Source organism: Paenibacillus pasadenensis, from assembly GCF_002864175.1.
Lineage (GTDB): Bacteria > Bacillota > Bacilli > Paenibacillales > Paenibacillaceae > Paenibacillus_O > Paenibacillus_O pasadenensis.
On the sequence record NZ_NFEZ01000001.1, the window covers coordinates 385,451 to 410,462 of the forward strand.

Below are 25,012 nucleotides of genomic sequence, written 5' to 3' on the forward strand. Positions count from 1 at the left end.
GTATACTGAATAAAACCGCCCAAGGAGGCCGCCGCCATGCCGGGACCCGTCCTGCAGCCTCAGGCGCTGCTCCGCCAGGAGCAGCGGCAGAAGCTCGCGCTCACGCAGCAGATGCGCCAGTCGCTGGCGCTGCTCGCGCTGCCCGCGGCCGAGCTCGACCGCGCGGTGCGCGAGCTCGCCGCGGACAATCCGCTGCTTGAGATCCGCGAGCCCGCGGCCTCGCGCCGCCTGGGCGGCCGCGGCCACGCCTCGGCCGCCGATCCGCTCGAGCGCGCCGCCGCCGCGCCGCCCACGCTCGAAGCCGAGCTGCTCGCGCAGCTGCGGCTCAGCGGCGCCCCCGCGCCTCTCCGCCGCGCCGCCGCCTGGCTCGCCGGCAACCTCGACGAGAGCGGCTGGCTGGCGCTGCCGCTCGCGGAAGCGGCGGAGCGGCTGCGCCTTTCCGCCGCCGAGGCCGAGGCGGCGCTGCGGCTGCTGCAGTCGCTGCAGCCGGCCGGCATCGGCGCGCGGGACCTGCGCGAATGCCTGCTGCTGCAGCTGGACCGGGAGCCGGAGCCGGCTCCCGGGGCGCGCGAGCTCGCCGCGCGCTGGCTGCCCCAGCTGGCGGCCCGCCGCTGGGAGGAGATCGCGGCCGGCACCGGCCTTAGCCGCGCGCAGCTCGAAGAGGCGCGCCGAGCGCTGCTGCGCCTCGACCCGCGGCCCGGCCAGCGGCTGGCGGCCGGGGCAGCCGGCCGGACGCAGGCGGTCGTGCCCGACGCTCTCGTCCGCCAGGGCGCGGACGGCGAGCTGCTCGTCGAGCTGGCCGCCGCTTGGGAGCCGCGGCTGTCGCTCGCCGATATCGGCTCCGGCCCGCTCGCGGCCGTCGCCCGCGGCCACGAGGCGTACGCCTACGTGGAGAGCTGCCGCCGCGCGGCGCGCGCGCTCATCGGCGGGCTGGAGCAGCGGCGGGAGACGCTCGCGCGGGTCGTGCGCGCCGTCTTTGAGGAGCAGGCCGCGTTCCTGGAGCGCGGCTGGCCGGCGCTGCGGCCGCTTACGCTCGCGGACGTGGCGCTGCGGCTCGGCTTGCACGAGTCGACGGTGAGCCGCGCCGTGTCCGGCAAGCAGGTGCGGACGCCGCTCGGCACCTATCCGCTCAAGGCGTTTTTCAGCGCCGCGCTCGGCCGGGGCGGAGCGGCCGAGGAGGTGTCCGCCGCCGCCGCCAAGCAGCGGCTCGCCGAGCTCGTCGCGGCCGAGTGCCGCGAGCGGCCGCTGTCCGACCAGCAGCTCGCGGAGCGGCTGGCGGAGCTCGGCATCCCGCTGTCGCGGCGCACCGTCGCCAAGTACCGGGCGGAGCTGCGCATACCCAGCTCCTCCTCGCGGCGGGGCGACTGAGCGTGGCGTTCCTACATTCGAGAAGTCCAGGGCCTCCTTGCGGGGCGCCTGGGCTTTTTCGGCTTTTCTTTCTGGACGGGCGTCCTGCCGATTCGCCATAATAAGGAAAAGGAGGTCGGACCATGGACGATCGCGAGCTGCTGCCGCTCAACAACCGCGCCATCTTCGAGCCGCGGGCGGCGGCGCAGAGCTTCCGCCTGCAGCGGCTGCTGCCGCAAGGGCCGGCGGCGGCCTATATCCGCCATTATTGGCTCATCGAATGGAATCTGCCGCCGGGCGCCGTCCACACGCAGGAGGTGCTGGAGCATCCGACGGTCAACGTCGTCCTGCAGCCCGGCCGTTCGGTCGTCAGCGTCGCCGGAGCCGAACGCTCGCAGCAGCGGCTCGAGGGGCGGGACGAGGTGCTCGGCATGCTGTTCCGCCCGGGACTGTTCCGCCGCTGGCTGGACCGCGATCCCGGCGAGCTGGCCGGCCGGCGGCTGCCGGCGGAGCAGGTGCTTGGCCCCGGAGTGCTGGAGCTGGAGCGCGCCGTCTTCGCCGAGCCGGATTCCAGCCGCCGAGCGGCGCTCGTCGATGCGTTCTGGGCCGAGCGGCTGGCAGAGCCCGGAACGCTGCCCTGCTTCCGCACGACGTCCGACCCGACATCCGACCCGCCATCCGACCCCGAGCCCGACCCGACGTCCGACCCGCCATCCGACCCCGAGCCCGACCCGACGTCCGACCCTACGCCGGACCCGACATTCGACCCGGCATCCGACCCTACGCCAGCATCCGCCCCGCCGGCCCCTGTCCCGTCCGGTTCGGTTTCCTTCGCCCCGGCCTCCCTGGGGGCCGCGCCCGAAACGGATCCGTCCAAGATGGCTCCGTCCAGATCGGCCGCGCCCGGAACGGATCACTCGAAGCGGGCTCCGTCCGGCTCGGCCTCGCTAGCGCCCGATCCGTCCGCACAGCTGGCCGATCGCATCGTCACCGGCATCCAGCTCGACCGCAGCCAGCGCAGCGCCCGGGAGGTGGCCGCGCGCTGGGGGCTGTCGCCGCGCAGCCTGCAGCGGCTGTTCCGCGCCTACATCGGCATGACGCCGCAGGCGGTCATCCGACGGTACCGGCTGCACGAGACGATGGGCCTCGCCAGCGGCGACCCGGACTGGGCGTCGCTCGCGCTGGAGCTCGGTTATTTCGACCAGGCCCATCTGATCCGCGACTTCAAGGCGGTCGTCGGCATGACGCCTGGTTCCTATGCGAAGCGAATCACGAGCGAGGAAAGATAACATCGAACAAGCGTGGATCCTCGGATCCGCGCTTTTTTCATCCTTCGGCACCGTATTGTGTAATATATATTGACATCAACCTATCTTCATCTCTATACTCTCCGCAAGAACGGTCAGGGGGAGAGATGCAAGTGGGGAGAAGATGGGGGCATTTCGGAACGGCCGGCATGCTTGCGATCTTGCTGGTGCTGGGAGCGTGCTCGGGCGGAGGCGGAGCGGCGAACGAGGGGGCGGGGCCGACGTCGGTCCCGAGCGCAGGCGAGCCGGCGGGCGCTTCTCCCGCCCCGGCAGGCGGCGGCATCGCCAAGCCGCGCGTCGCGTTCGTCTATCTCGGCGTGCCCGGGGACGGAGGCTGGACGTACGAGCATGACCAGGGGCGACTGATGATGGAAAAGGAGCTGGGCATCGAGGCGACGACCGTCGAGAACGTGCCGGAAGGGGCGGACGCCGAGCGCGTGTTCGAGGAGCTGGCCCAGAACCACGACGTCGTCTTCGGCACGAGCTTCGGCTATATGGACGCGATGGTCAATGTGGCGAAGCGCCATCCCGACGTCAAGTTCATGCACGCGAGCGGCTACAAGACGGCGGACAACCTCGGCACATACCTCGGCAAGGAGTATCAAAGCGCTTATCTGGTCGGCATGGCGGCCGGCAAGATGACGAAGAACGACCATCTCGGCTATGTCGGCGCTTATCCGATCCCTGAGGTCATCTATACGATCAACGCTTTCGCGCTCGGCGCGCAGAGCGTCAATCCGGACATCAAGCTGTCCGTCGTCTGGAGCAATACCTGGTATGACCCGGCGACGGAGCGCCAGGCGGCGGTCAGCCTGCTGGACAAGGGCGTCGACGTGCTGGCGGCCTACCAGGACTCGCCGGCGAGCATCCAGGCGGCCGCCGAGCGCGGCGTCTGGGGCATCGGCAACGATTCCGACATGGGCCGCTACGCGCCCGAGACGTACATTTCCAACCCGGTCTGGCGCTGGGGGCCGTACTACGTGGAGCAGGTGAAGGCGGTCATCGACGGCACCTGGCAGAGCGGAAGCTACTTCGGCTCGATGGCCGACGGCATCACCGACATCGCTCCATTCGGCAAGAACGTGCCGGAGGACGTGAAGGCGCTGGCGGAGGAGAAGAAGCAGGAGATCCTTGCCGGGAGCTTCGACGTGTTCGCTGGTCCGATCCGCGACCAGAGCGGGGCGGAGCGGGTGCCGGAGGGCGGCGCGATGACGGTCGAGGACATTTTGGGCATGACGTGGTTCGTCGAGGGCATCGAGGGAACGATCCCGCAGTAGGCGGAGGGGTGAAAGGAGAGGAAATGAATGAGGCTGGAAGATCCCGTACTGACGGCCTGCTGGCATCCGGCCGCGCTCGCGCGCGACGTGACGGACCGTCCCTATCCGGTCACGGTCCTGGGAGAGAAGCTCGTCCTGTTCCGCAGCGGCAGCGGCGTCCACGCGCTCAAGGACCTGTGCATCCATCGCGGAGTGCCGCTGTCGCTGGGCAAGGTCGACCGGGGCGAGCTCGTCTGCGCTTATCACGGGTGGCGCTATGACGGCGGCGGGGCATGCGTCTGCATCCCATCGCTGCCGCCGCGCCAGCCGATTCCGTCCAAGGCGCGGGCCGAAGCGTACCGCTGCCGGGAAGAAGGCGGCTTCGTCTGGGTGTGCCTCGGCGAGGCCGAGCCGGAGCGGCTGCCGCTGCAGGGCAAGGTCGACCCGGCGCTGATCCCGGTCTGGATGGGCCCTTATCCGGTGCAGGCCGCGGCGCCTCGCGTCGTCGAGAACTTCCTCGACGTCTCGCATCTGATGTTCGTCCACGAAGGCCTGCTCGGAGACAGCCGCCATGCGGAAATCAACGACTACGGCGTGCATCGGCGCGAGGACGCGCTGTTTACGGACGAGATCGTCGTCTACCAGCCCGACCCGGACGGGCGGGGAGTCGGCGTCGAGAGCCGGTATGTCTACGAGATCTTCGGTCCGACCTGCGTCAAGCTCGTCAAGCGCAGCAGCGGTTCCGACGAGGAATTCCACTTGTTCCTGATCGTCCTGCCGGAGACGGCGACCGCCTGCACCGCCTTCATGCTGCAGCTGCGCAACTACTCGCCGAACGTGCCGGAGCAGGTGTTCATCGACTTTCAGAATACGCTGCTCGCTCAGGACAAGGTCATCGTCGAGGCGCAGAAGCCCGAGCTGCTGCCGCTCGATCTGCAGGCCGAGCTGCATCTGCGTTCCGACCGCGTCGCCATCGCCTATCGCCGCATGCTGAGGGAGCAAGGCATGACGATCGGCACGGAGTAAGGAAAAAGCCCCGTTCGCCGGACAAGATCCGGGAACGGGGCTTTGTTGCGCCTGCTTGGCTGCTTCGTGGCTTCATGGCTCGTTGCGGCTTGGAGAGCCGCCCCAGCTCCGCGCGGCTTGCCTGGCGGCCTCAGCGCCCTGCCTTGCGGCGGCTGCGGTAGAACCAGAACGCGCCCGCGAGCACGCCGAGCGCGATCAGCGCGTACGCGATGTTGGAGTAGATGTCCATGTAGCCGACGATCGTTTCCCACGACTCGCCGACGGAAGCGCCGACGGAGACGAGCACGGTATTCCAGATGAGCGAGCCGATCGTCGTCAGCAGCAGGAACAGCGGGAAGCTCATGCCGGACATGCCCGCCGGGATCGAGATGAGGCTGCGCACGAGCGGCACGAGCCGGCAGAGCAGCACGGCCCACGGGCCGTAGCGGTCGAACCAGGCGTCGGCCTTGCGGACGTCCTCGGGCTTGAGGCGCAGGATGTGGCCCCAGCGCGCGACGATCCGCTCCAGGCGCTCCGCGTTCAGCCACGCGCCGATGTAGTACAGGATGACGGCACCGATGACCGAGCCGAGCGTCGCGGCGATGATGACGCCGACGACGGTCATGCTCGTGCGGGCGGTCATGAAGCCGCCGAAGGTCAGGATGACCTCGGACGGAATAGGCGGGAACAGATTTTCAATCGCGATCAGGAATCCAACGCCGAAGTAGCCGAAGCGATCCATGATCTCCGTTATCCAGGCTTCCACAAAACCATCCTCTCGAAGGGCGTCCGCCGGCGGACATAGTTCTTCCCCTATACGATTCAGCCTGTCCCTTGGTTTCAGAAAACAAGCCGCCATGGCACGCTTCGCGAATGAGGAACGCCAGAGAGGCTTTGGTTAGACGTATACGTGATCTGCTATGGCGGCGACAACTAGGCCATTCGTCGAATTATGACATTCCTTGTAAAAAGTATAGATCTATAGGAGTATTGCTTTTTTTTTGATTTAAATTGTAACTTATGGTTGCGAAAAGACGTTGAGAGGAAAGCTCATCCCTATTCTTCCACGGCACGATAAAGAATAGCCGAATCGAAAAGGAGGGACAAGTAAATCGAGTAAGGGAGGTTCTTGCGACTTTCTGTCAGGACAGATTAAAAACAGAAACATGCGCTCTGTGGTCGTTCCATCCGTTGCGAGCGCAGGAAAAGGAGATTCAGATCATGAAAAAATCGACGATAACAATCGTTTTGACAAGTGCGCTTATCCTTGTCGGTGCTGCAACTTCCCATATCATACAAGCATCAGCACCAAATGGGCCTGATCCATATCAGCTGGAAGCTGTTCCTTATGAAGGACAGATCAGTAAAGTCATGAGGGGAGAGAGCGGCTCTTCTCTTCTGGTTGACTCCATTGGTAGTAACGAGTATTCGAAAATGATGAGCATTCTTTACCCTAACGGGATTGTAGATGCGCAAGGCCAGGAAGTACCGGGGATAGACAATTTAGTCGAAGTGCGTGAACGATTTATTGAGGAGCATATGAGAGCACTTTCTCTGGTTGGTTCGACTCCAATCGAAATCGAGAAGACGCCGTTTACGATTTCTATCGCGGATGAATCGAATGGCGAATACAAAAGTTTGTTTTATAAAGCGAGTATCGGCAAGGACACCTTTGTATTCCCATCTGAATGGGGAAATCAGCCTTTTGATTTTGTCTCCGACAGTGAAAAGAATATCTATATCATCTATACGGATGCGGGGATTTGGAAGATTGATCCGATTGCTCTGAGCGCAAAAAAAATCACAGCAGACACATATTCGGGCAAAGACCGGCAACAAATCGGCCAAGAATTGACGAAGCTTCATCCGGATGCATACCTGCTCTGGGTCAGTAGTGTTATGATTAGCCCCGATGGCAAGCAAGTCGTTTATCGGACGAATCGTGACAGCACAAGGCTTGATGAGACATCAATATGGGCAATTGATCTTGATTCAGGAAAAGAGAGCCAACTAGTTCCGCCTTCTGTGAACAATGATATCCTAGGGTTCATCTCAGATCGCGATGTTGTGGTAGGGGCTCTCGCCGACACTCGTGCAATAGATGTGTATGACAAGTCGATTATTGCGCTCGATGTTCCGAAAGTGCCGAATCTGCGCATAAGTGCGGTTCAGGATGGGAAAATCGTCATATCCAGTCATGAAGAGGGCAGTTCGACTTCGACTGCGACGGTGAGTAGTGTCGATCTATCAAAGGGAATCCTCACTGAAATTTCTGAAATTTCTGGATATCTTGATGGAGAACCCCGATTTTCGCCATCGGGAACCCAAGTTGCGATCGGTTATGGAGACGATCCTTCGGTCGGGGTTGAAGATGTCATGATGGTTGAATTGTCGACGAAAACACAAAAGCTGCTCTCCAGTTCGTTGCAGAACAAGCGGTCTGTCAAAGGGAATATCATTCGTTTCCAATGGCTTAATGATGAAACAGCAGTTGTAGAAACGCAAACAGGAAGCAGCTTTTCAAGCGCTGTGGTCAATTCGACAGAAAAATGAGCCGATACTGAAAACAATTTGTTAGAAGAAGGTGTTGAGAAATGAGATACAAGAAATTAACGATAATGATGCTCTCTTTTGTTTTAGTTACTTTTATTTTCCCGGCTGGTGTTTTTGCTGCGGATTATAGCATCGTTTTCGGAAATACGCCGCCGTCTATCGTGAATTTCAACTCTCCTCTTTCAAATTCTTCATCTGCAGGCTTTGCGGCAGTGAACAGCAAATGGAATCAACCTCGGTCGAGTGGGACAAATCCCCATAACGGAGCGGATCTTCAAGCTGCATTAAATACGAATGTTTATGCTCCATATGACGGGTGGGCAACCGGAATTACTGTTACTGGTTCGTATGATATTGATTTCCTAGTCGATGCAAATAATAATAATGTTAAAGATGATGGGGATTATCATGTTCGATTTTATCATATGAATAGCAGGGAGACAGATGGGAAGAAAAGTCAAGGGGCTTTAATAGGAAAATCCGGCAATCAAGGAGATGTCCCTCCACATCTTCATTTTGGAGTTTGTTCGACATCGGGTGGATTGAAATGGCTGAGAAATGAAGTGAACTACAGGCACTTGTCTTCATCCAATTGGAGCTCAGGGAAAGACCTTGACGCTTATTCTGTGGTGGCCTGGAACAGCAACATCGCTTCTTTTACTGCATATATTAGGAATGATGGTACTAAAGAATCCTTCTCAGAAGTGAGAATTTATTATCGTACATCAGCGGGATCTTGGACGGATGGTGGAGTCATGAACAAGTCGGGAGATGTTTATAGTTACAACTTTACTGGTAAGGTGTCCTCTGGAACATCAGTACAGTGGATGTTTAGGATGCTTCGATCCGGAGTATCTCAGGCGGCATTCGGTCCGGCTAAATTTTATCAGCCAGACAACAATCCGAATGCAAGCTCATATGCATATAGCTACTTTACTAACACGGTGACATGAGTGTCATAGTACCCACGCCGATCTTGGCGAGGGTACTATGAAGTGTTTTACAGAAAAGGAGGACCTGCCATGAACCGTTTCCCCAAAGCGCCGCTGCCGATGCTCGTTACCGGAATGATTCTGACAGCCTTGACGGGCTGTACGAACGAAGCCCCCGCTGAAATGCCGCCCCCTAGCCCCCGAGTAAGCTCCGTCTCGACACCGACGGCAACGGTGTCACCCACCGAAATCCCGACGCTGTCGCCAACGCCTTCTGCGCCAGTCGGCGAGATCAGAACCTTCACGTTTGGCCGGCTGAAACTGGAGGTCACCCAAGTCATCGAGACTCGGACAAAACAGAGCAGTGATGGGGGTGTTCCTTGGGAGTACCAGCAAGTTGTTTATGGTGCGGGTGCTCGTGTTCGCGTTTTAGACACTGGCATGAGCGATGCGAGTATAACGGAAGATGGCAAGTCTCATCCCCAATTTGGGATATCCTTTGAACCGGATGGACGACAGGAAATCGACGAGAAGCTGGAGTCGTTTGAAATCACGCCCGATATGCGAGGAATTTTCAGCTTGGAGTCAAGTGTTTTTGTACTGGGATTTGAAGCCTACCAAGCAAGCTGATTCAAGAAGAAAGCCCCTTTGCAGGGGCTCTTCTTCGTTTCATCCCACCCGTTTCAGCCAAACAAGCCGCCCCCTGAGGGGCTCCGCGAACGGAGCCCCTCAGGGGGCGGCGGTATGGAAACGCCGGGCGGCCGGGGGGCGGCCGCCTCGGACGGGACCGTCGAAGCGAGGCGGCGGGCCTGCCTCCGCCTTACCCCAGATGCTGCAGGTAAGGCGTCAGGTCGACGCCCAGCGCGCCCGCCAGCCGCTTGCCGAGGTCGGCGTCGGCGCGGTAGAAGTTGCAGACGGCGCGCAGCTGCGTGCTGGACTCCGCCTGCGCGAGGTCGCCCGACAGGTTGCGGATGACCGCGTCCTGCTCGGCGGCGGAGTAGCGGCGCCATACTTGGCCCGCCTGCCCGAAGTCGTTCGTCTTGGCGATCTTCTGGCGTCCGGCCTGCGCGCCGGCGGCGAGCGGCGCCGGCGGCTCCGCGTATGCCGGATCCTCCTGGGGAGCGTCTTTGTGGCGGGATGGCTCGTAGTTGACGGAGCCGCCGGGCTTGCCGTGCTGCATGGCGCCGTCGCGCTGGTTGTTGCTCACCTGGGCGAACGGGCAGTTGATCGGCAGCTGCAGGTAGTTCGTGCCGACGCGGTACCGCTGCGTATCGGAGTAGGAGAACAGGCGGCCCTGCAGCAGCTTATCCTCGGAAGGCTCGATGCCCGGCACGACGACGCCCGGGTTGAAGCCGACCTGCTCCGTCTCGGCGAAGACGTTGTCCGGGTTGCGGTTCAGCGTCATCGTCCCGACATGCACGTACGGGATGTCCTCTTCGAACCAGTCCTTCGTCGGATCGAGCGGATCGAAGTCGAACGAGTCGAGGTCCGCCGGATCGAGGATCTGCACGAACAGGTCCCATTCGGGGAAGTCGCCGCGCTTGATCGCCTCCTGCAGGTCGCGCGTCGCGTGGTTGAAGTCATGCGCCTGGATCGCGCTCGCCTCGTCGCCGGACAGGTTGCGGACGCCCTGCTTGGGCACCCAGCGCAGCTTCGTGTAGACGCGGTTGCCGTGCTCGTTCACCCACTTGAACGCATGCACGCCGGAGCCGCGCATCTCGCGATAATTGGCCGGGATGCCTTCGTCGGAGAACAGATGCAGCAGCATGTTCGTCGACTCCGGCGTCAGCGACATGAAGTCCCAGTAGCGGTCGGGATGCTGGATGTTCGTGCTCGGATCGGGCTTGAGCGAGTGGACCATGTCCGGGAATTTCATCGCGTCGCGGATGAAGAACACCGGCAGGTTGTTGCCGACGAAGTCGTAGTTGCCCTCGGTCGTGTAGAACTTGACGGCGAAGCCGCGCGGATCGCGGAGCGTCTCCGGGGAGTGCTGGCCGTGGATGACCGTGCTGAAGCGGACGAATACCGGCGTCTCGGTGCCGGCGTCCTGCAGGAAAGCCGCCTTCGTCCAGCGCTTCATGCTGGCGGCCGTGCGGAATACGCCGTGCGCGCCGGCTCCGCGGGCGTGGACGACCCGCTCCGGAATCCGCTCCCGGTCGAAGTGCGCCAGCTTCTCCAGCAACTGGTAGTCCTCGAGCAGCGTCGGGCCGTTCGGGCCGGCCGTCCTGGAGTTCTGGTTGTCCCCGATCGGGACCCCCTGGTTCGTCGTCAGTCGATTCATGAATGAGTTCCCCTTTCTCCCCGGTTCCCCGGCTTCAATGAGATTTGTTTTCAACTTTACATGTTTCTCATCTTATAGTCAATATCTATTTATAATAATTATAAATTAGAACTGAAGAAGGAATTGACCCCACGCCGCGGAAATCATAAGGACCACCAACGACAGCGCCTGCGGATTGCGAATTCCATGCCGGGCGCGCCGATTCCCGAAACGGCCGTCCGCCCGGCCCGAAGGGGAGAGCGGAATGCAGACGGAAACGCAGCCGCAGCCCGGCCGCCGGCCGGAAGCGGGACAAGCGAGGCTGGGGCGAGGCATCAACTCCAGCTGGACGTACGGACTCGGCATGCTGGCGATGATGGTGCCGAGCCAGGCGTTTTTATCGTTCTACAGCTACTACTATGTCGACAAGCTCGGACTCGGCATCGGGCTGGCGACGCTCGCCCGCACGATCTATCTCGTCTGGGACGCGGTCAACCAGCCGCTGCTCGGCTACTGGTCCGACCGCACGCGCAGCCGCTGGGGCCGCCGCAAGCCGTGGCTGTACGGCGCGCTGCCGGCGTTCGCCGCCGTTTTCATCGGCCTGTTCTCCGTGCCGGACGGCGTCGCCGCGACCGCCGCCGAGGGCGGCCTGGCGCTGTTCTACTGGTTCCTCGCCGCGCTCGTCCTGTTCGAGACGGCCTCCTCCGTCATCTGGGTCAACTACGGCGCGCTGCTGCCCGAGCTGTTCGCCGGCGCGGCGGCGCGGGCCAAGGCGTCCGCCGTCCAGCAGGGCTTTCAGATGCTCGCGATCCTGATCGGCACGGCGGCGACGCCGCTGCTGTTCCAGCGGCTCGGCTTCGGCGGCATGTCCTTCGTCTACGCCGCCGTCTTTCTCGTCTGCATGCTCGCCTTCCTCCGCCGTCTGCGCGAGCCGCCGGAATCCCGCAGCCAGCCTCCGCTGCCATTCCTCCAAGCGTTCCGCGTCACGCTGTCCAACCGCAGCTTCTGGATCTTCCATCTCGCGAACTCGTTCGCCCAGACGGTGAACGGGCTGCTCAGCTCCATGATTCCGTTCTATGCCAAGTATGCGCTCGGTATTCCCGAAAGCCAGGTGTCGCTGCTGCTCGCCTCGGTGTTCGTGCCGGTCATTCCGCTCGTCGCCGTCTGGTATGTCATCGCCCGCCGGCTCGGCGGCCTGCGCAGCTGGCGGCTCGCGCTCGCGGCCTACGGCGTCAGCGCCGTGCCGCTCTGGATCGCGCAGGGGCTCGGCGGCGGCATCGCCGCGGGCGTCTGCATCGGCTTCGGCCTCGCCGGCTTCCTCGTGACGCCGGCCGTGCTCAGCGGCCGCATCATCGACCTCGACGCCGAGCGCACGGGACGCCGCCGCGAGGGCGTCTACACCGCCGTCGGCGGCTTCATCACCCGCTCGAGCGGCTTGCTGTCCGCGGTCGCGTTCTGGATCGTCGGCCTGCTGCTCGGCTACCGGAGCGGCGCCGATCCCGGGCCGCATCCGGAGCTGGCCTTTCGCGTGCTGATCAGTCTCGTGCCGGTCGGTCTGCTTGCCGTATCCGTCGCCATATCCTTGTTGTACCGGGAAGAAGAGGAGGGACCGCATGACAAGCCGCAAGAGGCTCATCCTGAATTGTGACGACTTCGGCCAGTGCCGCGCCGCCAACGAGGCAATCATCGCCCTGCTCGAAGAGGGGCTCGCCAGCTCGGCGACGATCATGGCTCCCGCTCCGGCGTTCCGCGAGGCGGCCCAGTGGGCGCGCCGGCAAGGAGATCGCGTCAGCATCGGCGCCCATCTGACGTTCACGAGCGAGTTCCCCGGCTGGCGCTGGGGCTCGCTCACGGGAGCGGCCTCGCTGCAGGACGCGGAGGGATTTCTCCATCCGGACGTGGAGTCGTTCGAGCGCCGGGCGGAAGCCCGCGACGTGAAGCGGGAGATGGAGGCGCAGTTCCGCGCCGTCCGTGACGCCGGCGTGCGGATCACGCATGCCGACAACCATATGGGCAGCCTGTACGGGCTTGCGACCGGACGCAGCCATCTGCAGCTGACGCTGCGCGAATGCTCGGCCCGCCGCCTGCCGTTCCGCCTGTTCCGCCGCATCTGGGAGCAGGACGCCTTCCTCGCGTCGATCGCCGGCGCGGAGAAGACGCTCGGCAAGGTCGTGCTGCTCGCCGACCTGCTCGGGGTGCCGCTCCCGGATTATCTCGTCAGCCATCCGTACCATGTGGAGCCGGGGGAGACGTACGCCTCGTTCAAGGCGATTCTGTGCGCCAAGCTTTACGAGCTGCCGGAGGGCATCACGGAGACGTACGTGCATCCAGCCGTGCCCGACCGCGACATGGAGCGCATCGTGCCCTCGTGGGAGAAGCGGGTGTGGGAGTTCCGGCTGCTGCAGGACGACGACTTCCTCTATGCGCTGCGGGACGCCGGCATCGCGCTCGCCACGTACCGCGACGTCGCCCGCGAGCAGAAGCGCTCCCGCCTCGGCGCGCTCATGGGCATCGGCAAGCTGCTCGGGTGAAGCGCGGCGGCGCGAGGCCGGCGCTTTTCGCCATCGCGGCTCGTCTTTTCATGGAAAAGGAGAAGGAGGCAGGGCCGTGGGGAATCCATCGCGTCTCTCGGACGCGCCGGGCTTGGAGAGGACGCCCGATAACGACGGCTCCCGGAAGGGAAGAGCGGCTCGCCTCATCGTGCTGGCGCTGCTGCTCGGCCTAGGCGCGGCCTTCGGCACGCTGCTGTCGCCGCAGCTGGCGATCCGCGCCGACCTGCTGCTGCGGGTCCAGCCGGAGGCGGCGCTGCTGGCGGACATCGACCGGACCGACATCGTCTATCGAGGCATGCGCTACTACGGCATCGACCGCGGCCGGGACCGGCAGACGGGCAACAGCTTGGGCGGATTTTATGTGAAAAAGGTCGGACCGCTTCATTTCGTTCAGGCATCCGGAGCCCCTTGATGCCCCAGCGGAGCTAAATTTAGGCATTTTCATGACAAAAAAGGATTTTATTCGACAAAAACTAACAACAAACGGAATGAAGGGCGATAAAGAAGGAAAAGACTCGAAATCGAGGTCCTATGCCTATTTATAACCAATTCCTATATCGGCTGATCGGCAATTACCTGATCGGCTCGGCGCTCGCCGTCGTCGGCGTCGGAGGCGCGATCATCAGCCTGAGCCTCGAGCTGCAGCCGGGCCAGCCGCTCGTCGTCGTCGTCATCCTGCTGTTGTCCATCGCTTGCATGCTGCTGTGCGAGGGAGCGGCCTTCCTGCGCCATGTGGCGCCGGTCCGGGCGCTGTACCGGATGGCCGAGCCGGACGCATCTGCGATACGCCAAGCCTATTTCCGCGTCCATCGCTTGCCCGCTCTGGCGGTGAGCCGCATCATGGGGCCGCATCTGCTCGGGTTCACGCTGCCGGCCCTGCTGCTGACGCTGGCCTGCCGGCCGCTCGGCTGGCTCGCCGTGCCGAACGGTTACCTCGTCATCGCGGCGCTCTCGTCGGCGCTCATCGCCTCGCTGCATGCGATGGTGGAATATTTCCTGACCGCCCAGGCGATCCGCCCGCTGCTGCTCGACATCAAGAGCTTCGCGGAGCCCGGAGCCGAGGAGCTGAGCCTGCGGGGCAAGGTGCTCGTCCCGATCCCGATCAAGTTCCAGGCGAGCATATTCGTCATCGGGGCGCTGCCGGTCATGATCTTCGTCCTGTCGACCCAAGTCCGCCTGTCCGTACGGGGCGAGTCCAGCGTCAGCTACTGGGCGTGGAGCGCGCTCGTGCTGCTCATAAGTCTCGGATTCGCCTCCTTCGCCGCCTGGCTGCTCGGCAAGAGCGTGCGCCAGCCGATCGAGGAGCTCTACACGATGATGCGGCTCGTGCGCAAGGGCAACCTGTCCGTCCGCGTGCCGGATCTGTACTCGGACGAGTTCTCGCGGCTCGTCGACGGATTCAATCATATGGTGCAGGGGCTCGGCGAGCGGGAGCGCATGAACGAGCAGCTGCTGCAAAGCTACTTCTCGACGCTCGCCGCGGCGCTGGACGCCCGCGATCCGTACACGGCCGGCCATTCCGAGCGGGTGGCCTCCTACGCGCTCATGATCGGCCGGGCCGAGGGCCTGTGCGGCGACCAGCTCGACGTGCTGAACAAGACGGCGCTGCTGCACGACATCGGCAAGATCGGCGTCCGCGACAGCGTGCTGCTCAAGGACGGCAACCTGACCGACGACGAGTTCGCTCAGATCAAGCTGCACACGGTCATGGGCGAGAACATCCTGCGCCAGGTGGAGCCGCAGGAAGCGATGGCGGCCTTCCTGCCGGGCGTGCGCTCCCATCACGAGCGCTACGACGGCACGGGCTACCCCGACGGCCTGCGCGGCGACGAGATCCCGCTCATGGGCCGGATCATCGCCGTCGCCGACGCCTATGACGCGATGACGTCGGACCGGCCGTACCGCAAGGGCATGCCGACCGCCAAGGCGCTGGAAATTCTGGAGGAGGGCCGCGGCACGCAGTGGGACCCGAAGTTCGCGCGCACGTTCATCCTGGCGATGGGGGGCTTGGAGCAGCCGGGGCAGGTGACGCTGCTGCCGCGACGTCCCGACGGCGCGAAGAACGAGGCCGAGCCGCCGCAAGCAGCGGACGGCGAGCGCAGCAAGAGTTCGTAGCCGCTCTTAGGGAGAAGGGAGCGGCGGGAGATGCGCTCCGCTCAGGCGGCTCGCGGGGCGCGAGTCCGGGCCTCTGCCTCTGCCGCGAAGCGCGGGCGATGCGGCCGGCCGCCGGCTGCTCGTCCATGGCATGCAAGTCCGGCCTAGCCGGGCAGCAGCATAGGCAGACAAGCAAGGGCTGTCCCGGCGCCGTCATCCTCAGGATGACGGCGCCGGGACAGCCCTTTTTGGCCTTCGCGGCCGAAAGTCGCGGAGGCCTGCTCCGGTCAGGCGACGGCTGGGAGGCTTCTCCCTCTTATACGACAGGCGCTGGACTTGCTGACAGGCAGTTGTCAGCAATGAGGGGTATAATAACAGAATTCGAGTCAGCGGAGGGTGGGGGGCGGAGATGCAGAGGACGGATAATTGCGATTCCCTGCCGCAGGAGGAGCCGGCGCAGGGCCGAGTCCCGGACAGCCTGAAGCTGCTGCGCTGGCCGGAGCGCTTCGAGGCGGCTGCGGCCTACATGGCCGCCCTGCCCGACAGGGAGCGGTACAGCCGCGAGGAGCTGCTGGCGGAGCCGCTGCTGCTGAGCCGCGAAGGGGCGCTCTCCATCTACTACGCCCCGCATAACGAGCTCGCCGCGCCGGATGCCCGACTCATCATCGCAGGCTTGACGCCGGGCTGGCGGCAGATGGAGATCTCGCTCCGCGCCATGCGCGCCTGCCTGGCGGCGGGAGCGCCCCCTGCCGAAGCCTGCCGGCAAGCTCGGCGGGAGGCTCGCTTCGCCGGCCCGATGCGGACCGATCTGCTCGGAATGTTGGGACGGCTCGGCTTGCCCGAAGCGCTCGATGCCGCTCTCGGCCGGCACGACGATTGGTCGCTGCTCGACCACCCCCTCGTCCACACGACCTCGGTGCTGCCGTGCCCGGTGTTCAGGGACGGGGCGAACTACAGCGGCCATCAGCCGCCGCTTCGGCGCAGCCCGCTGCTTTGGCAGACGGCCATGGGCCATCTGGAGGACGAGCTCTCGCGGCTGAAGCGGCCGGCGCTGCTGCTGCCGCTCGGCAAGGCTGCGGAGGACGCCGCATCCGAGCTGGTCCGCCGCGGCCTGCTGCCGGAGGAGCGGCTGCTGCGCGGATTCCCGCATCCGTCGGGGGCGAACGGACATCGGTTCGTTCAGTTCGAGCGGGCTTATCCGGAGCTGAAAGCCAAGCTGGACCGCTTCTTCGCCCACGAGAGCGGCGGTCCGGCATGAACCATCGAGGAGGAACGGAACATGCTGCCGCTAAGAGATCTGTATAACGAACGGATGCTGCTGGACGTCGGGGAGGCGCTGCGGGAGCTGCATCCGGCGTTCGACCCGCAAGGCTTCGCGGCGTCGGCGATGGAGGAGCCGTGGGAAAAAGCCTCGTTCAAGGAGCGGACCCGCCTCGCCGCGCTGGCGCTCGGCCGCTTCCTGCCGCCGTCGTTCCCGGAGGCGGCCGCGCTCGTCTGCGAGGCGGCGGAACGCTTCCGCGGACTGGAGTACATCCTCTTTCCCGACTTTGTCGAGCTGTTCGGCCTGGAGCACCGGGAGACGGCAATGGACGCGCTGGCCCGGCTGACCCGCCGCTCCACCTCGGAGTTCGCCGTGCGGGCCTTCCTGCTCGCCGACCCGGCCTGGGCGATGGAGCGCCTCGGCCGCTGGTCGCGCGATCCGGACGAGCATGTGCGCCGCCTCGCGACCGAAGGCTCCCGCCCGCGCCTGCCGTGGGGGCAGCGGCTGCCGATGTTCGTCCGCGACCCGGGGCCGACGCTCGCCTTGCTGGAGCCGCTGCTCGCCGACGAGAGCGAGTACGTCCGCCGCAGCGTCGCCAACCATCTCAACGACATCGCCAAGGACCATCCGGAGCGGGTGCTGGAGCTGGCGGAGCGGCATCTCGGACGGGATGCCGCCTCCGATTGGACGCTGCGCCACGCGAGCCGCACGCTGCTCAAGCAGGGGCATCCGCAGGCGTTGCGCCGCTTCGGCTTCGCGCCGGCCGCGCAGGTGTCGGCGCATGGGCTGCAGGTGCTCACGCCCGTCGTGCCGTTTGGCGGACGGCTGGAGTTCGCGTTCGAGATCCGAAACGAGGGCGAGCCGGTGCAGCTGCGGCTGGAATACGAGATCGGCTTCGTCAAGGCCAGCGGACGCCGCGCCGGCAAGCGCTTCAAGCTGTCCGAGCGGGTGTACCCGCACGGCTCGACGCCCGTCGTCCGCTCCCATGCGATCAAGCCGATTACGACGCGAAAGTATTACCCGGGATTGCAAAGTATTACGTTGTTGATCAACGGCGAGCCCCAGGGAGAGCTCGGCTTCGAGCTGACGATGGAGCCGGCCGCAGCGGGCGGCGAGGGAGCCGAAGGCTGACGGGCGGGCCGCTGCGGCCGGCTCGAGTCAGGCCGCCGGCTCCTTCTTTACCGGAGCCGGAGCCGGAGGAAGCGACAAAAAAGCGCGCCGGGGCGGCGCGCTGCGATGCAGGAATCTAATTGTGGGATGGGATGGACGGAGCGAGCTCCGCGCCGATTCGGCTCATGTCCTCGCGTATGTCGCGCAGCAGCTGGATCGACGCCTCGATTTCGACCTTCCGGGTGGAGACGCTCTCCACGCTGCAGCCGATCGGGATGCCCTTCTCGAGGCCGAAGCGGTACAGCTCGCGGAAGACTTGTCGGGACAGCTGCACCGACTTGTCGAGGATGTCGACGGAATGGATCAGCTCGTTCTCCAGCCATTTCGGAATGCTGATGCCGAGCCACTTCATGAACTCGAGCGTCTTGGCGGAGCCGCATGGAGCGAGGTTGAACAGGATCGGCGCCATCTCGGCTCCGCTCTCGCGGCTGGAGTAGTAGTAGTCCGACAGGAAGCTCTTGGACGCCTCCACGTCGAAGGTCGCCTGCGAGACGAAGAAGCCGCAGCCGGCCTCCTGCTTGGCGCGCGCCCGCTCGTGCTCGTCGCCCTTGCTGCGGTGGCGCTCCGGGATGACGACGCCGCCGGGCAGCAGCCGCTCGTTGAGGATCCCGCTCATGCGGTACGCCTCGGGCAGCCGGATCTGCACCTGCTGGCGGCTGGAGGAGGCGCCGACGAAGACCGAGTAGCGCTGCTCGTCGCGTCCCCGCAGGATCCAGCTGGCGAGCTTGTCGGGCCCTTCGCAGGCGACGCAGTGGTAGACGATCGCCGGCACGCCGAGCTCCTGCTTGAGATACTGCTCGTAGTATTCGGTCGGATCCAGCGCCTTGAGAAACGGAAACGGCCGGTTCTCGTCGGTCCGCTCGGCCTCGTCCTGCACGTCGTACAGCACGAGGCCGTCGATGCCGGCTCCTCTCAGCCGCTCGATCTGCTTGTCCGCGATCTCGCGGATCTTTTCCGGCGGATGGCTGCTTTTCGGCGGCGTCATGCCATAGGTCAGAATGCCGCTTTCCTTGCGGAGCAGCTTGTCTTTCAGGGTCGAGCTCATAAGGGCCTCCTCGGGTGATAGTCCATCTTGCACGCTGACGCGCTGACGCGCCCCGCAGCTTTTCTCCTAGTTTACCACTTTGAATTCATTCGCTGTAGCGGTTTCGGCAAAAACGGCTATAGCGATCTGCGGGAGCTGGCTATCATCGGCGGTTATAGGCGGGGACCGGCCCGGGATCGGGACCGGGCGCGCCCGGGAAGGCCCCGTCTACGGCCGGATCGCAGAAATTCTCATTCGGAACGCAAAAATTCCCAACGGGAACACGAGAATCCCTGACGGGAACGCGAAAATCCCCATCCGGAACGCGAAAATCCCCATCCGGAAGGATGGGGATCTGCTGCGGACGGAAGGCAGGGGAGCCGCCGTCCGTCCTGCGGCCGGCTTTCAGCCGGCCTTCGTCACTGCAAGAGCCATAGAGCCGGAGTCGTGGCCGGCTCCCAGCCGGTCAGCGACGTGTGCGCCTGACGGCAGGAGTACGTCTTGCCGCCGTACGTTACGAGATCGCCGATCTTGTAGGCGATGCCGGGAGCCCAGGCTTGCGCGCCCGGATTCGGGTTCGTCGTGCCGACGGCCGTCTTGCCGGTCACCGTGGCGGCGGCGCTGACGTTGCCGGCCGCGTCGACGGCGCGGACCGTGAACGTGTAGCTCGTGTCGGCGCTGAGGCCCGTCACGGTGTAATCCGTCGCGGAGCCGGACAGCGTGGCGATGAGCGTGGAGCCGTTGTAGACGCGGTAAGCCGTTACGCCGACATTGTCGGTGGAAGCCGTCCACATGATGGAGATGCTGCTCGAGGTCGTCGTGTGGACGTGGATGCCGCCCGGCACGCTAGGCGCTGTCGTGTCCGGCGTGGAGCCGGTGGACGTGGACACCGTCAGGGCGTTGCTGGCGGCGCTCGTGTTGCCTGCCGCATCGACGGCCTGCACCGTGAAGGTGTAGCTCGTGCCGGCCGTCAGGCCGGTCGCCGTATAGCTCGTGCCGGATACGGTCGCAAGCAGCGTCGAGCCGCGGAACACTTTGTAGCCCGTGACGCCGACGTTGTCGGAGGAGGAGGTCCAGGACAGGGCGACGCTGCTCGTCGTGATCGTACCTGCCGCCAGGCCCGTCGGAGCGGTAGGAGCGGTCGTGTCGACCGGAGGGTTCGTGCCGCCGCCAATGTTCACGTCGATGGCGTTGTAGAACGCGTTGCCCGTGTCGGCGATTTCCCAGACGCCGAGGATGACATAGTAGCCGGTGCGGTCGGAAGGCACGCTGCACGTATGCGTGACGGTCGCTTCCGGCTGCTTGCCGTTGTCCTTGATGTTGCAGAACAGCTCCAGATCGGAGCGGGCGATCGTCTTGTTCGGATCCCAGCCCTTTTTGGTGATGTAGTATTTCCACTCGGAAGTGGCATGGCGGGCCGTCAGCTTCCAGGTGAACGTGTTGGAGCCGCTGTTGATGTTGACCTTGGACCAGCGGGTCGAGCTCTGCTCGTTCAGCTGCGGGAACGCGCTGCCGGCGCCGGTGATCTGGCCGTCGGCCGGTCCGCCGGTCGGGAAGTTGCCCTTGGCTTCCAGGCTCTGAGGCTCGTACACGATGTTGCCGCAGTTCGTGTTCGTGCCGGTGGAGCACAGCTTGGCGCGGCCGGCGGGCGAATCGATGTAGCCGTGCGCGGATGCGCTTCCAGCGAATACCTTGCTACAGACGATGGCCAGCGCCATCAGGGCGAAGGCGGCGAGCACCTTCAGGACGAGCGAGCGGCTTTCGGTCAAGCGTAACGTCATTATTCATGCCTCCTGGTTCGAAATGGAATGATGATGCCAACGTGAATCTTCAGCCTGAGCGATCGATTGCGGTCAGCGATGCGGCCGGACAAGCCTCCTTTGCGGAAGAGTAGGGAAGCGGGACCGAGCGTGTGCCTCCCTTTGATCCCAATGTAAGGGAAATACCGGTAAAACAATAGGGGGAATTTTCCTGGCGGCAGGGGGAGAATAGTATGTAAACGGAACGAAACGGACAAAAAAACACGACATCGGAAAAGATGTCGTGTTCATTCAAACGGATCTACCGGTCTTGCAGACGGCGCAGCGTGTCGCGGATCTGCTCCAGATGGCGCGCCTCGTGCAGCGGCACGAGCTCGACCCACTGCGCCGCGCTCATCGGGCCGAACAGCGGATGCTCGAAGCCGCGCGTCTCCATGCGCTCCGTCCCGTAATCGGCGGCAATCGCCTCCAGCAGCCGACGGCGGACGTCTGCGAGCGCCTGCTCCGCCTCTGCGCCCGTATGGATGCGCCCGGCGGGCTGCACATGGGCCGGCGCGCCCACGAGCCGGGAGCGGTCCTTCACCAGCTCCAGCGGCGCGCGGCGCAGATCGCTGCGCTCCGGCCCGGCCAGCGCGGCCGACAGCCCTTGGGCGACCGCGCCTTCGAGCGCGGCCAGATGCTCCAAGTTCTCCAGCACCGACCAGCCCCCGCCCGGACGCGGCGCCTCCAGCGTCTCCAGCGGCAAGCCGCGCACCTCCTCCAGCAGCTCCGACCTCGTCATTTCCAATCGGTTCAGCACCAGCTCGCTCATCTCTCTCTTCCTCTCTGCGCCGAGGGTCAGCCCTCGGACGGCTCTTGATGGGGAGGCTCGACATCGAATTCCGGAAGCGCCCAAACGGACACGCTGCCGCCCTGCACCGGGAACTCGGCGAAGCCGTCCTCACCGATGACGACGCGCTCGGCGCGGGTATTGGTCAGATCGACCCATACCTCGTTCGCGCGCTCCTCGCCGACGAACATGCGCTTCGCGCAGTCATCGGCGTTGCAGACGACGACCGCGCAGCCGGAGCGCTCGATGTCCGGCACGCCGCGGCGCACCCAGCCGATGACGTTCGGATCGTCGAGGTAGTCGTCCTGATCTCCGTAGGCGCGGTGGCAGCGGGCCCACAGGAGCGGGTCAATCGCCGCTTTTTTGCCCTCGATCGGCTCCTCGCCTCCAATGCCGTAATAATCGCCGTAGAAGACGACCGGATAGCCGTCGAGGCGCAGCAGGATGAGGGCGTAGGCGCTCTGCTTGAACCAGTCGGCGACCCAGGACTCCAGCGCCTCGCCCGGCTGGGTGTCGTGGTTGTCGACGAGCGTGACCGCATGCTGGGGCCGCTCGCGCACGAGCGCGCCGTCGAAGATCGTCCGCAGGTCGAAGTCGCGTCCGCCCTCCGAGGCTTCCTTGAGGCGGTAATGGAGCGGCGCGTCGAACAGGTCGAGCTCATGGTCGGCGGCGTCCAGATAGGCGAGGCAGTCCTCCGTGATGCTGTTCCAGAACTCGCCGACGATGTAGAACGGGCCGTCGGCCGCTTCCTTCGCCGCGCGGCAGAAGTCGCGGACGAACGTGTGATCGATATGCTTGATCGCATCGAGGCGGAAGCCGTCGACGCCGGTCTCGCGTACGAGCCACTTGCCCCAGGAGATCATTTCCTCGCGCACCTCGGGGTTGTTGTAGTCGATGTTGGCGAACATCAGGTAGTCGTAGTTGCCGAACTGGTCGTCGACGTTCTCGTTCCACTGCTTGTTCTCGCCCAAGATGCGGTAGACGCCCGTCTCGTCCCGCTTGGCGTCGAAGTCGGTGCCGTTGAAGTGAGTGTAATTCCACTTGAACGCGGAATGGGCGTCCCCCCGCCCGGGGAAGGTGAACTTCGTCCAGCCCTCGATGCTGCGCGGGTCGGAAATTTCCTCCTGGCGGTTCTCGCCGTCGACCTCGACTACCTTGAACCTCTCCTTCTCGTCCGCGCCGGCCTTATGATTCATGACCAGATCGGCGTAGACGGCGATGCCCTGCTCGCGGCAGGCGGCGATCGCCTCCAGCAGCTCGTCCTTGGTGCCGTACTTCGTGCGCTGCGCGCCTTTTTGGTCGAACTCGCCCAGATCGTAGACGTCGTAGACGCTGTAGCCGTTGTCCTCGGGGGAGGTGGCTTTGGTCGCAGGCGGAATCCAGACGGCGTCGATGCCGGCGTCCTTCAGCTCCCCGGCCCGCTCCTTGAGGCGCTGCCAGTGCTTGCCGTCTGCCGGCACATGCCACTCGAAAAATTGCATCATCGTATGATTGCGTTCCATCTGGATCGGATCACCCTTCGAACTTTTTACCGATCCATTACCCCGCACCGCGGATGCGTCAATCAGGACGGCCGCATGGGCCGGCCCGCCACAGCTCCGTCAGCGGTCCGCCGCGGCCAAACACCGGGTCGCTCTGCGGGATCGGCACGAGCCGGATCTCCTCCAGGTCGCGTTGCCGCTCGTCCGGCTTGCCTGTCCTCATGTTGTAGTCCATGCCTCCGGGATACCCGCCCGCGATGAGGAAGTCCGCCGTCGCGGACAGGCGTCTGTGCCCGGTGCCGGCCGGCAGCACGAGCACGTCGCCCGCCCGCGCCTCGATGCTGCGTCCGCCGTCGCCGCCGAGCTGGAGACGGGCGCTGCCGCGCACGACGCCGAGCGCCTCGTGGGCATCGCTATGGTAATGGTGATAGGGGTAGACGCCGTTCTCCCAGGTGTTGCCCCAGCCGGCGGCCTCGAAAAGAGCCGTCATCCGAGCCGGCTCGTTGACCGCTCCCGGATAATAAAGCACCGGCAGGAACGGATGGTTGGGCATCGTTCCGTCGTCCTTGAACCGGAAAGTCTGCACGCCGCCGGGGGCGGCTTTGTCGCGTTTCGTCATCGTCTGCCGCCTCGCTTTTCGAATCGGTTGTCTCTTTAGATTACCCCTTCTCACCCTGTCCGCAACCCCGCCCGGAGCTTCGCTAGCTGCGGCGAGGCCCGATTGAGGGCGATCCGCGCGATTCAGGTCCCCCTGCCGGGAGGTAAGAGAAGGCAATACGACTATTCCAAGTGAAGCAGGCGAAAGGGAGGCGGCGGAAATGAAGGAGCGGGACGAAGGCGTGCAGGAGCAGACAGGAGGCTTGGCGCCGGCAGAGGCAGAGGCGGTCAGGGAAGAGGCGGCGGCCGCTTACGCGTCCTCCTTCGAGGCGGAGCCGGCCTCCATCGAGTCCGGAAAGGCGGACGGCGGGGCCTTTGCCGAAGGATACAGGCCGGTTGCCGTCCGAAGCAAGGGGGCTTCTCTGGGTCAGGAGCCGGATTCCGGTCCGTCATCCGTATCCAGAGAAGGCCGGATCGAAGCGCTGCTGCCGTCCGGCTCCGCCTGGGAGCGCGAGTGGCGGCGGGCGGCCGAGGCCCAGTACGACCAGCATATGGGCGAGATCGGCCGGGAGCTCGATCAGGATATTCTGATCGCCCTCGTCGGCGACGTCAACGCCGGCAAATCGTCGACGCTCAACCGCATCGTCGGCGAGCCGGTCGCCGGCGTCGGCGCGGAGCCGGGAGAGACGGCGGCGATCAAGCCGTATTTGTTCAAGGACCGGATCTTCTTCGTCGACACGCCGGGGCTGAACGACGTGCGGCTGGAGAACTCGCAGCTGACGATGGACTATTACCGCAAGGCGGACATCATCCTGTTCTTCCTCAATGCGGCCGGCACGGTGTACTCCGAGGCGGAGAAGCGCAGCTTCGAGGCGATCCGCGACGCCAACGCCAACATCGTCGTCGTGCTCAACAAGATCGACGCCGCCGACGAGGTGGAGCGGATCGTCGAGCGCGTCCGGGCGGAGACGGGCGGCCGCTTCGACATCGTGCCGGTCTCCTCGCGGACGGGAGAGAACATCGACCGGCTGCGGGCGACGATTTTGGAGCTGCTGCGAAAAAAGTCCAAGGATCTGCTTTTCGCCCGGAACCTCAAGGAAAAGTCGGCGACGGCCAATAAGTGGATCCTCGGAGCGGCCGCCTCCGCCGGAGCGATCGGCGCCGCGCCGATTCCCGGCGCGGACATCGTGCCGATCACGGCCGTGCAGATCGGCCTGCTGACGCGGCTCGCCGTGCTGTACGGACGGCCGATCAGCAAGGAGACGGCGCGCGAGCTCGTGCTGGCGACCGTCGTCGGCAACATCGGCAAGAGCGTGTTCCGGCAGGTGGTCAAGCTGTTCCCGGGCGCAGGCTCGATCGCCGGGGCGTCCGTCGCGGGAGCGATGACGCTCGCGCTCGGCTACGCGGTCAAGTATGCGTACGAGCATGACATGGAGATCAGCACGGCGACGGTGACGAAGCTGTACGGCATGTTCCGCAAGCAGCAGGGAGCGGCCGGGACGGCCGGGACCTGAGCCGGCCTGCGCCGCGGCGGGTTCAAAAGGCGGCGCGTCGGGGAAAGCTTGAAGCAGCGGAGGCGGAAAG

Annotated in this window: 21 protein-coding genes; 14 read left to right on the forward strand and 7 right to left on the reverse strand. The window is 64.5% G+C overall.

Annotated elements, in window-relative coordinates:
• Nucleotides 1-36: 36 nt before the first annotated feature.
• The 4 genes from rpoN (at nucleotide 37) to B8V81_RS01760 (ending at nucleotide 4,936) form a co-directional block, all read left to right on the forward strand.
• Entirely contained in the window at nucleotides 37-1,368 is a 1,332-nt protein-coding gene (gene rpoN, locus B8V81_RS01745) for an RNA polymerase factor sigma-54 (RefSeq protein WP_101807560.1), read from the forward strand.
• A gap of 122 nt (nucleotides 1,369-1,490) precedes the next feature.
• Complete coding sequence (locus tag B8V81_RS01750; RefSeq protein WP_052333212.1) at nucleotides 1,491-2,636, forward strand: helix-turn-helix domain-containing protein; 1,146 nt, start codon at nucleotides 1,491-1,493, stop codon at nucleotides 2,634-2,636.
• Between the two features lie 125 nt (nucleotides 2,637-2,761).
• Nucleotides 2,762-3,931: a BMP family ABC transporter substrate-binding protein gene (locus B8V81_RS01755; RefSeq protein WP_028598845.1), complete on the forward strand. Its 1,170-nt coding sequence runs from the start codon at nucleotides 2,762-2,764 to the stop codon at nucleotides 3,929-3,931.
• 27 nt (nucleotides 3,932-3,958) lie between these two features.
• Nucleotides 3,959-4,936, forward strand: coding sequence for an aromatic ring-hydroxylating dioxygenase subunit alpha (locus tag B8V81_RS01760; RefSeq protein WP_028598846.1), 978 nt, complete (start codon nucleotides 3,959-3,961; stop codon nucleotides 4,934-4,936).
• A gap of 130 nt (nucleotides 4,937-5,066) precedes the next feature.
• On the opposite strand, the gene B8V81_RS01765 is transcribed toward B8V81_RS01760, so the two are convergent.
• Nucleotides 5,067-5,681, reverse strand: a complete 615-nt coding sequence (locus B8V81_RS01765) for a DedA family protein (RefSeq protein WP_028598847.1) — start codon at nucleotides 5,679-5,681, stop codon at nucleotides 5,067-5,069.
• A gap of 455 nt (nucleotides 5,682-6,136) precedes the next feature.
• Between B8V81_RS01765 and B8V81_RS01770 the strand changes: the two genes are divergently transcribed.
• The 3 genes from B8V81_RS01770 (at nucleotide 6,137) to B8V81_RS01780 (ending at nucleotide 9,030) form a co-directional block, all read left to right on the forward strand.
• Nucleotides 6,137-7,468 carry a TolB-like translocation protein gene (locus tag B8V81_RS01770; RefSeq protein WP_127464548.1) on the forward strand — a complete coding sequence of 444 codons (1,332 nt, stop codon included), beginning with the start codon at nucleotides 6,137-6,139 and terminating at the stop codon, nucleotides 7,466-7,468.
• A 41-nt stretch (nucleotides 7,469-7,509) separates the two neighbouring features.
• On the forward strand, nucleotides 7,510-8,421 hold the full coding sequence (locus B8V81_RS01775; protein ID WP_084137206.1) for a M23 family metallopeptidase: 912 nt from the start codon (nucleotides 7,510-7,512) through the stop codon (nucleotides 8,419-8,421).
• 69 nt (nucleotides 8,422-8,490) lie between these two features.
• Complete coding sequence (locus B8V81_RS01780; protein ID WP_028598849.1) at nucleotides 8,491-9,030, forward strand: hypothetical protein; 540 nt, start codon at nucleotides 8,491-8,493, stop codon at nucleotides 9,028-9,030.
• 190 nt (nucleotides 9,031-9,220) lie between these two features.
• Here B8V81_RS01780 and B8V81_RS01785 read toward each other — a convergent pair whose 3' ends face one another.
• Entirely contained in the window at nucleotides 9,221-10,681 is a 1,461-nt protein-coding gene (locus B8V81_RS01785; RefSeq protein WP_101807562.1) for a catalase, read from the reverse strand.
• A 343-nt stretch (nucleotides 10,682-11,024) separates the two neighbouring features.
• Here B8V81_RS01785 and B8V81_RS01790 point away from each other — a divergent pair, with 343 nt between their 5' ends.
• The 6 genes from B8V81_RS01790 (at nucleotide 11,025) to B8V81_RS01815 (ending at nucleotide 17,698) form a co-directional block, all read left to right on the forward strand.
• The gene (locus B8V81_RS01790) at nucleotides 11,025-12,308 is read left to right on the forward strand and encodes an MFS transporter (RefSeq protein ID WP_244912707.1); all 1,284 of its coding nucleotides are present in this window, start codon (nucleotides 11,025-11,027) and stop codon (nucleotides 12,306-12,308) included.
• Nucleotides 12,274-13,191, forward strand: coding sequence for a polysaccharide deacetylase family protein (locus B8V81_RS01795; protein ID WP_028598852.1), 918 nt, complete (start codon nucleotides 12,274-12,276; stop codon nucleotides 13,189-13,191). Before B8V81_RS01790 ends, B8V81_RS01795 begins: the two co-directional genes overlap by 35 nt.
• A gap of 76 nt (nucleotides 13,192-13,267) precedes the next feature.
• Nucleotides 13,268-13,624, forward strand: a complete 357-nt coding sequence (locus B8V81_RS01800) for a hypothetical protein (protein ID WP_028598853.1) — start codon at nucleotides 13,268-13,270, stop codon at nucleotides 13,622-13,624.
• A gap of 119 nt (nucleotides 13,625-13,743) precedes the next feature.
• The gene (locus tag B8V81_RS01805) at nucleotides 13,744-15,327 is read left to right on the forward strand and encodes an HD-GYP domain-containing protein (protein WP_084137209.1); all 1,584 of its coding nucleotides are present in this window, start codon (nucleotides 13,744-13,746) and stop codon (nucleotides 15,325-15,327) included.
• Between the two features lie 388 nt (nucleotides 15,328-15,715).
• Nucleotides 15,716-16,564: a hypothetical protein gene (locus B8V81_RS01810; RefSeq protein WP_101807564.1), complete on the forward strand. Its 849-nt coding sequence runs from the start codon at nucleotides 15,716-15,718 to the stop codon at nucleotides 16,562-16,564.
• Between the two features lie 21 nt (nucleotides 16,565-16,585).
• A complete protein-coding gene (locus tag B8V81_RS01815) occupies nucleotides 16,586-17,698 on the forward strand; it encodes a DNA alkylation repair protein (protein ID WP_101807565.1) in 1,113 nt (370 codons plus the stop codon).
• Between the two features lie 115 nt (nucleotides 17,699-17,813).
• On the opposite strand, the gene B8V81_RS01820 is transcribed toward B8V81_RS01815, so the two are convergent.
• The 5 genes from B8V81_RS01820 to B8V81_RS01840 form a co-directional block, all read right to left on the reverse strand.
• Nucleotides 17,814-18,782, reverse strand: coding sequence for a methylenetetrahydrofolate reductase (locus B8V81_RS01820; RefSeq protein ID WP_101807566.1), 969 nt, complete (start codon nucleotides 18,780-18,782; stop codon nucleotides 17,814-17,816).
• Between the two features lie 398 nt (nucleotides 18,783-19,180).
• The gene (locus tag B8V81_RS01825) at nucleotides 19,181-20,542 is read right to left on the reverse strand and encodes a lytic polysaccharide monooxygenase (RefSeq protein WP_084137211.1); all 1,362 of its coding nucleotides are present in this window, start codon (nucleotides 20,540-20,542) and stop codon (nucleotides 19,181-19,183) included.
• 280 nt (nucleotides 20,543-20,822) lie between these two features.
• Nucleotides 20,823-21,332, reverse strand: a complete 510-nt coding sequence (locus B8V81_RS01830; protein WP_052333215.1) for a DinB family protein — start codon at nucleotides 21,330-21,332, stop codon at nucleotides 20,823-20,825.
• A gap of 26 nt (nucleotides 21,333-21,358) precedes the next feature.
• On the reverse strand, nucleotides 21,359-22,852 hold the full coding sequence (locus B8V81_RS01835; RefSeq protein ID WP_028598856.1) for an alpha-amylase: 1,494 nt from the start codon (nucleotides 22,850-22,852) through the stop codon (nucleotides 21,359-21,361).
• A 58-nt stretch (nucleotides 22,853-22,910) separates the two neighbouring features.
• The gene (locus B8V81_RS01840) at nucleotides 22,911-23,450 is read right to left on the reverse strand and encodes a cupin domain-containing protein (RefSeq protein WP_043111304.1); all 540 of its coding nucleotides are present in this window, start codon (nucleotides 23,448-23,450) and stop codon (nucleotides 22,911-22,913) included.
• A gap of 199 nt (nucleotides 23,451-23,649) precedes the next feature.
• On the opposite strand from B8V81_RS01840, the gene B8V81_RS01845 reads away from it, so the two are divergent.
• A complete protein-coding gene (locus B8V81_RS01845; protein WP_084137212.1) occupies nucleotides 23,650-24,942 on the forward strand; it encodes a GTPase in 1,293 nt (430 codons plus the stop codon).
• The last annotated feature ends 70 nt before the right edge of the window (nucleotides 24,943-25,012 follow it).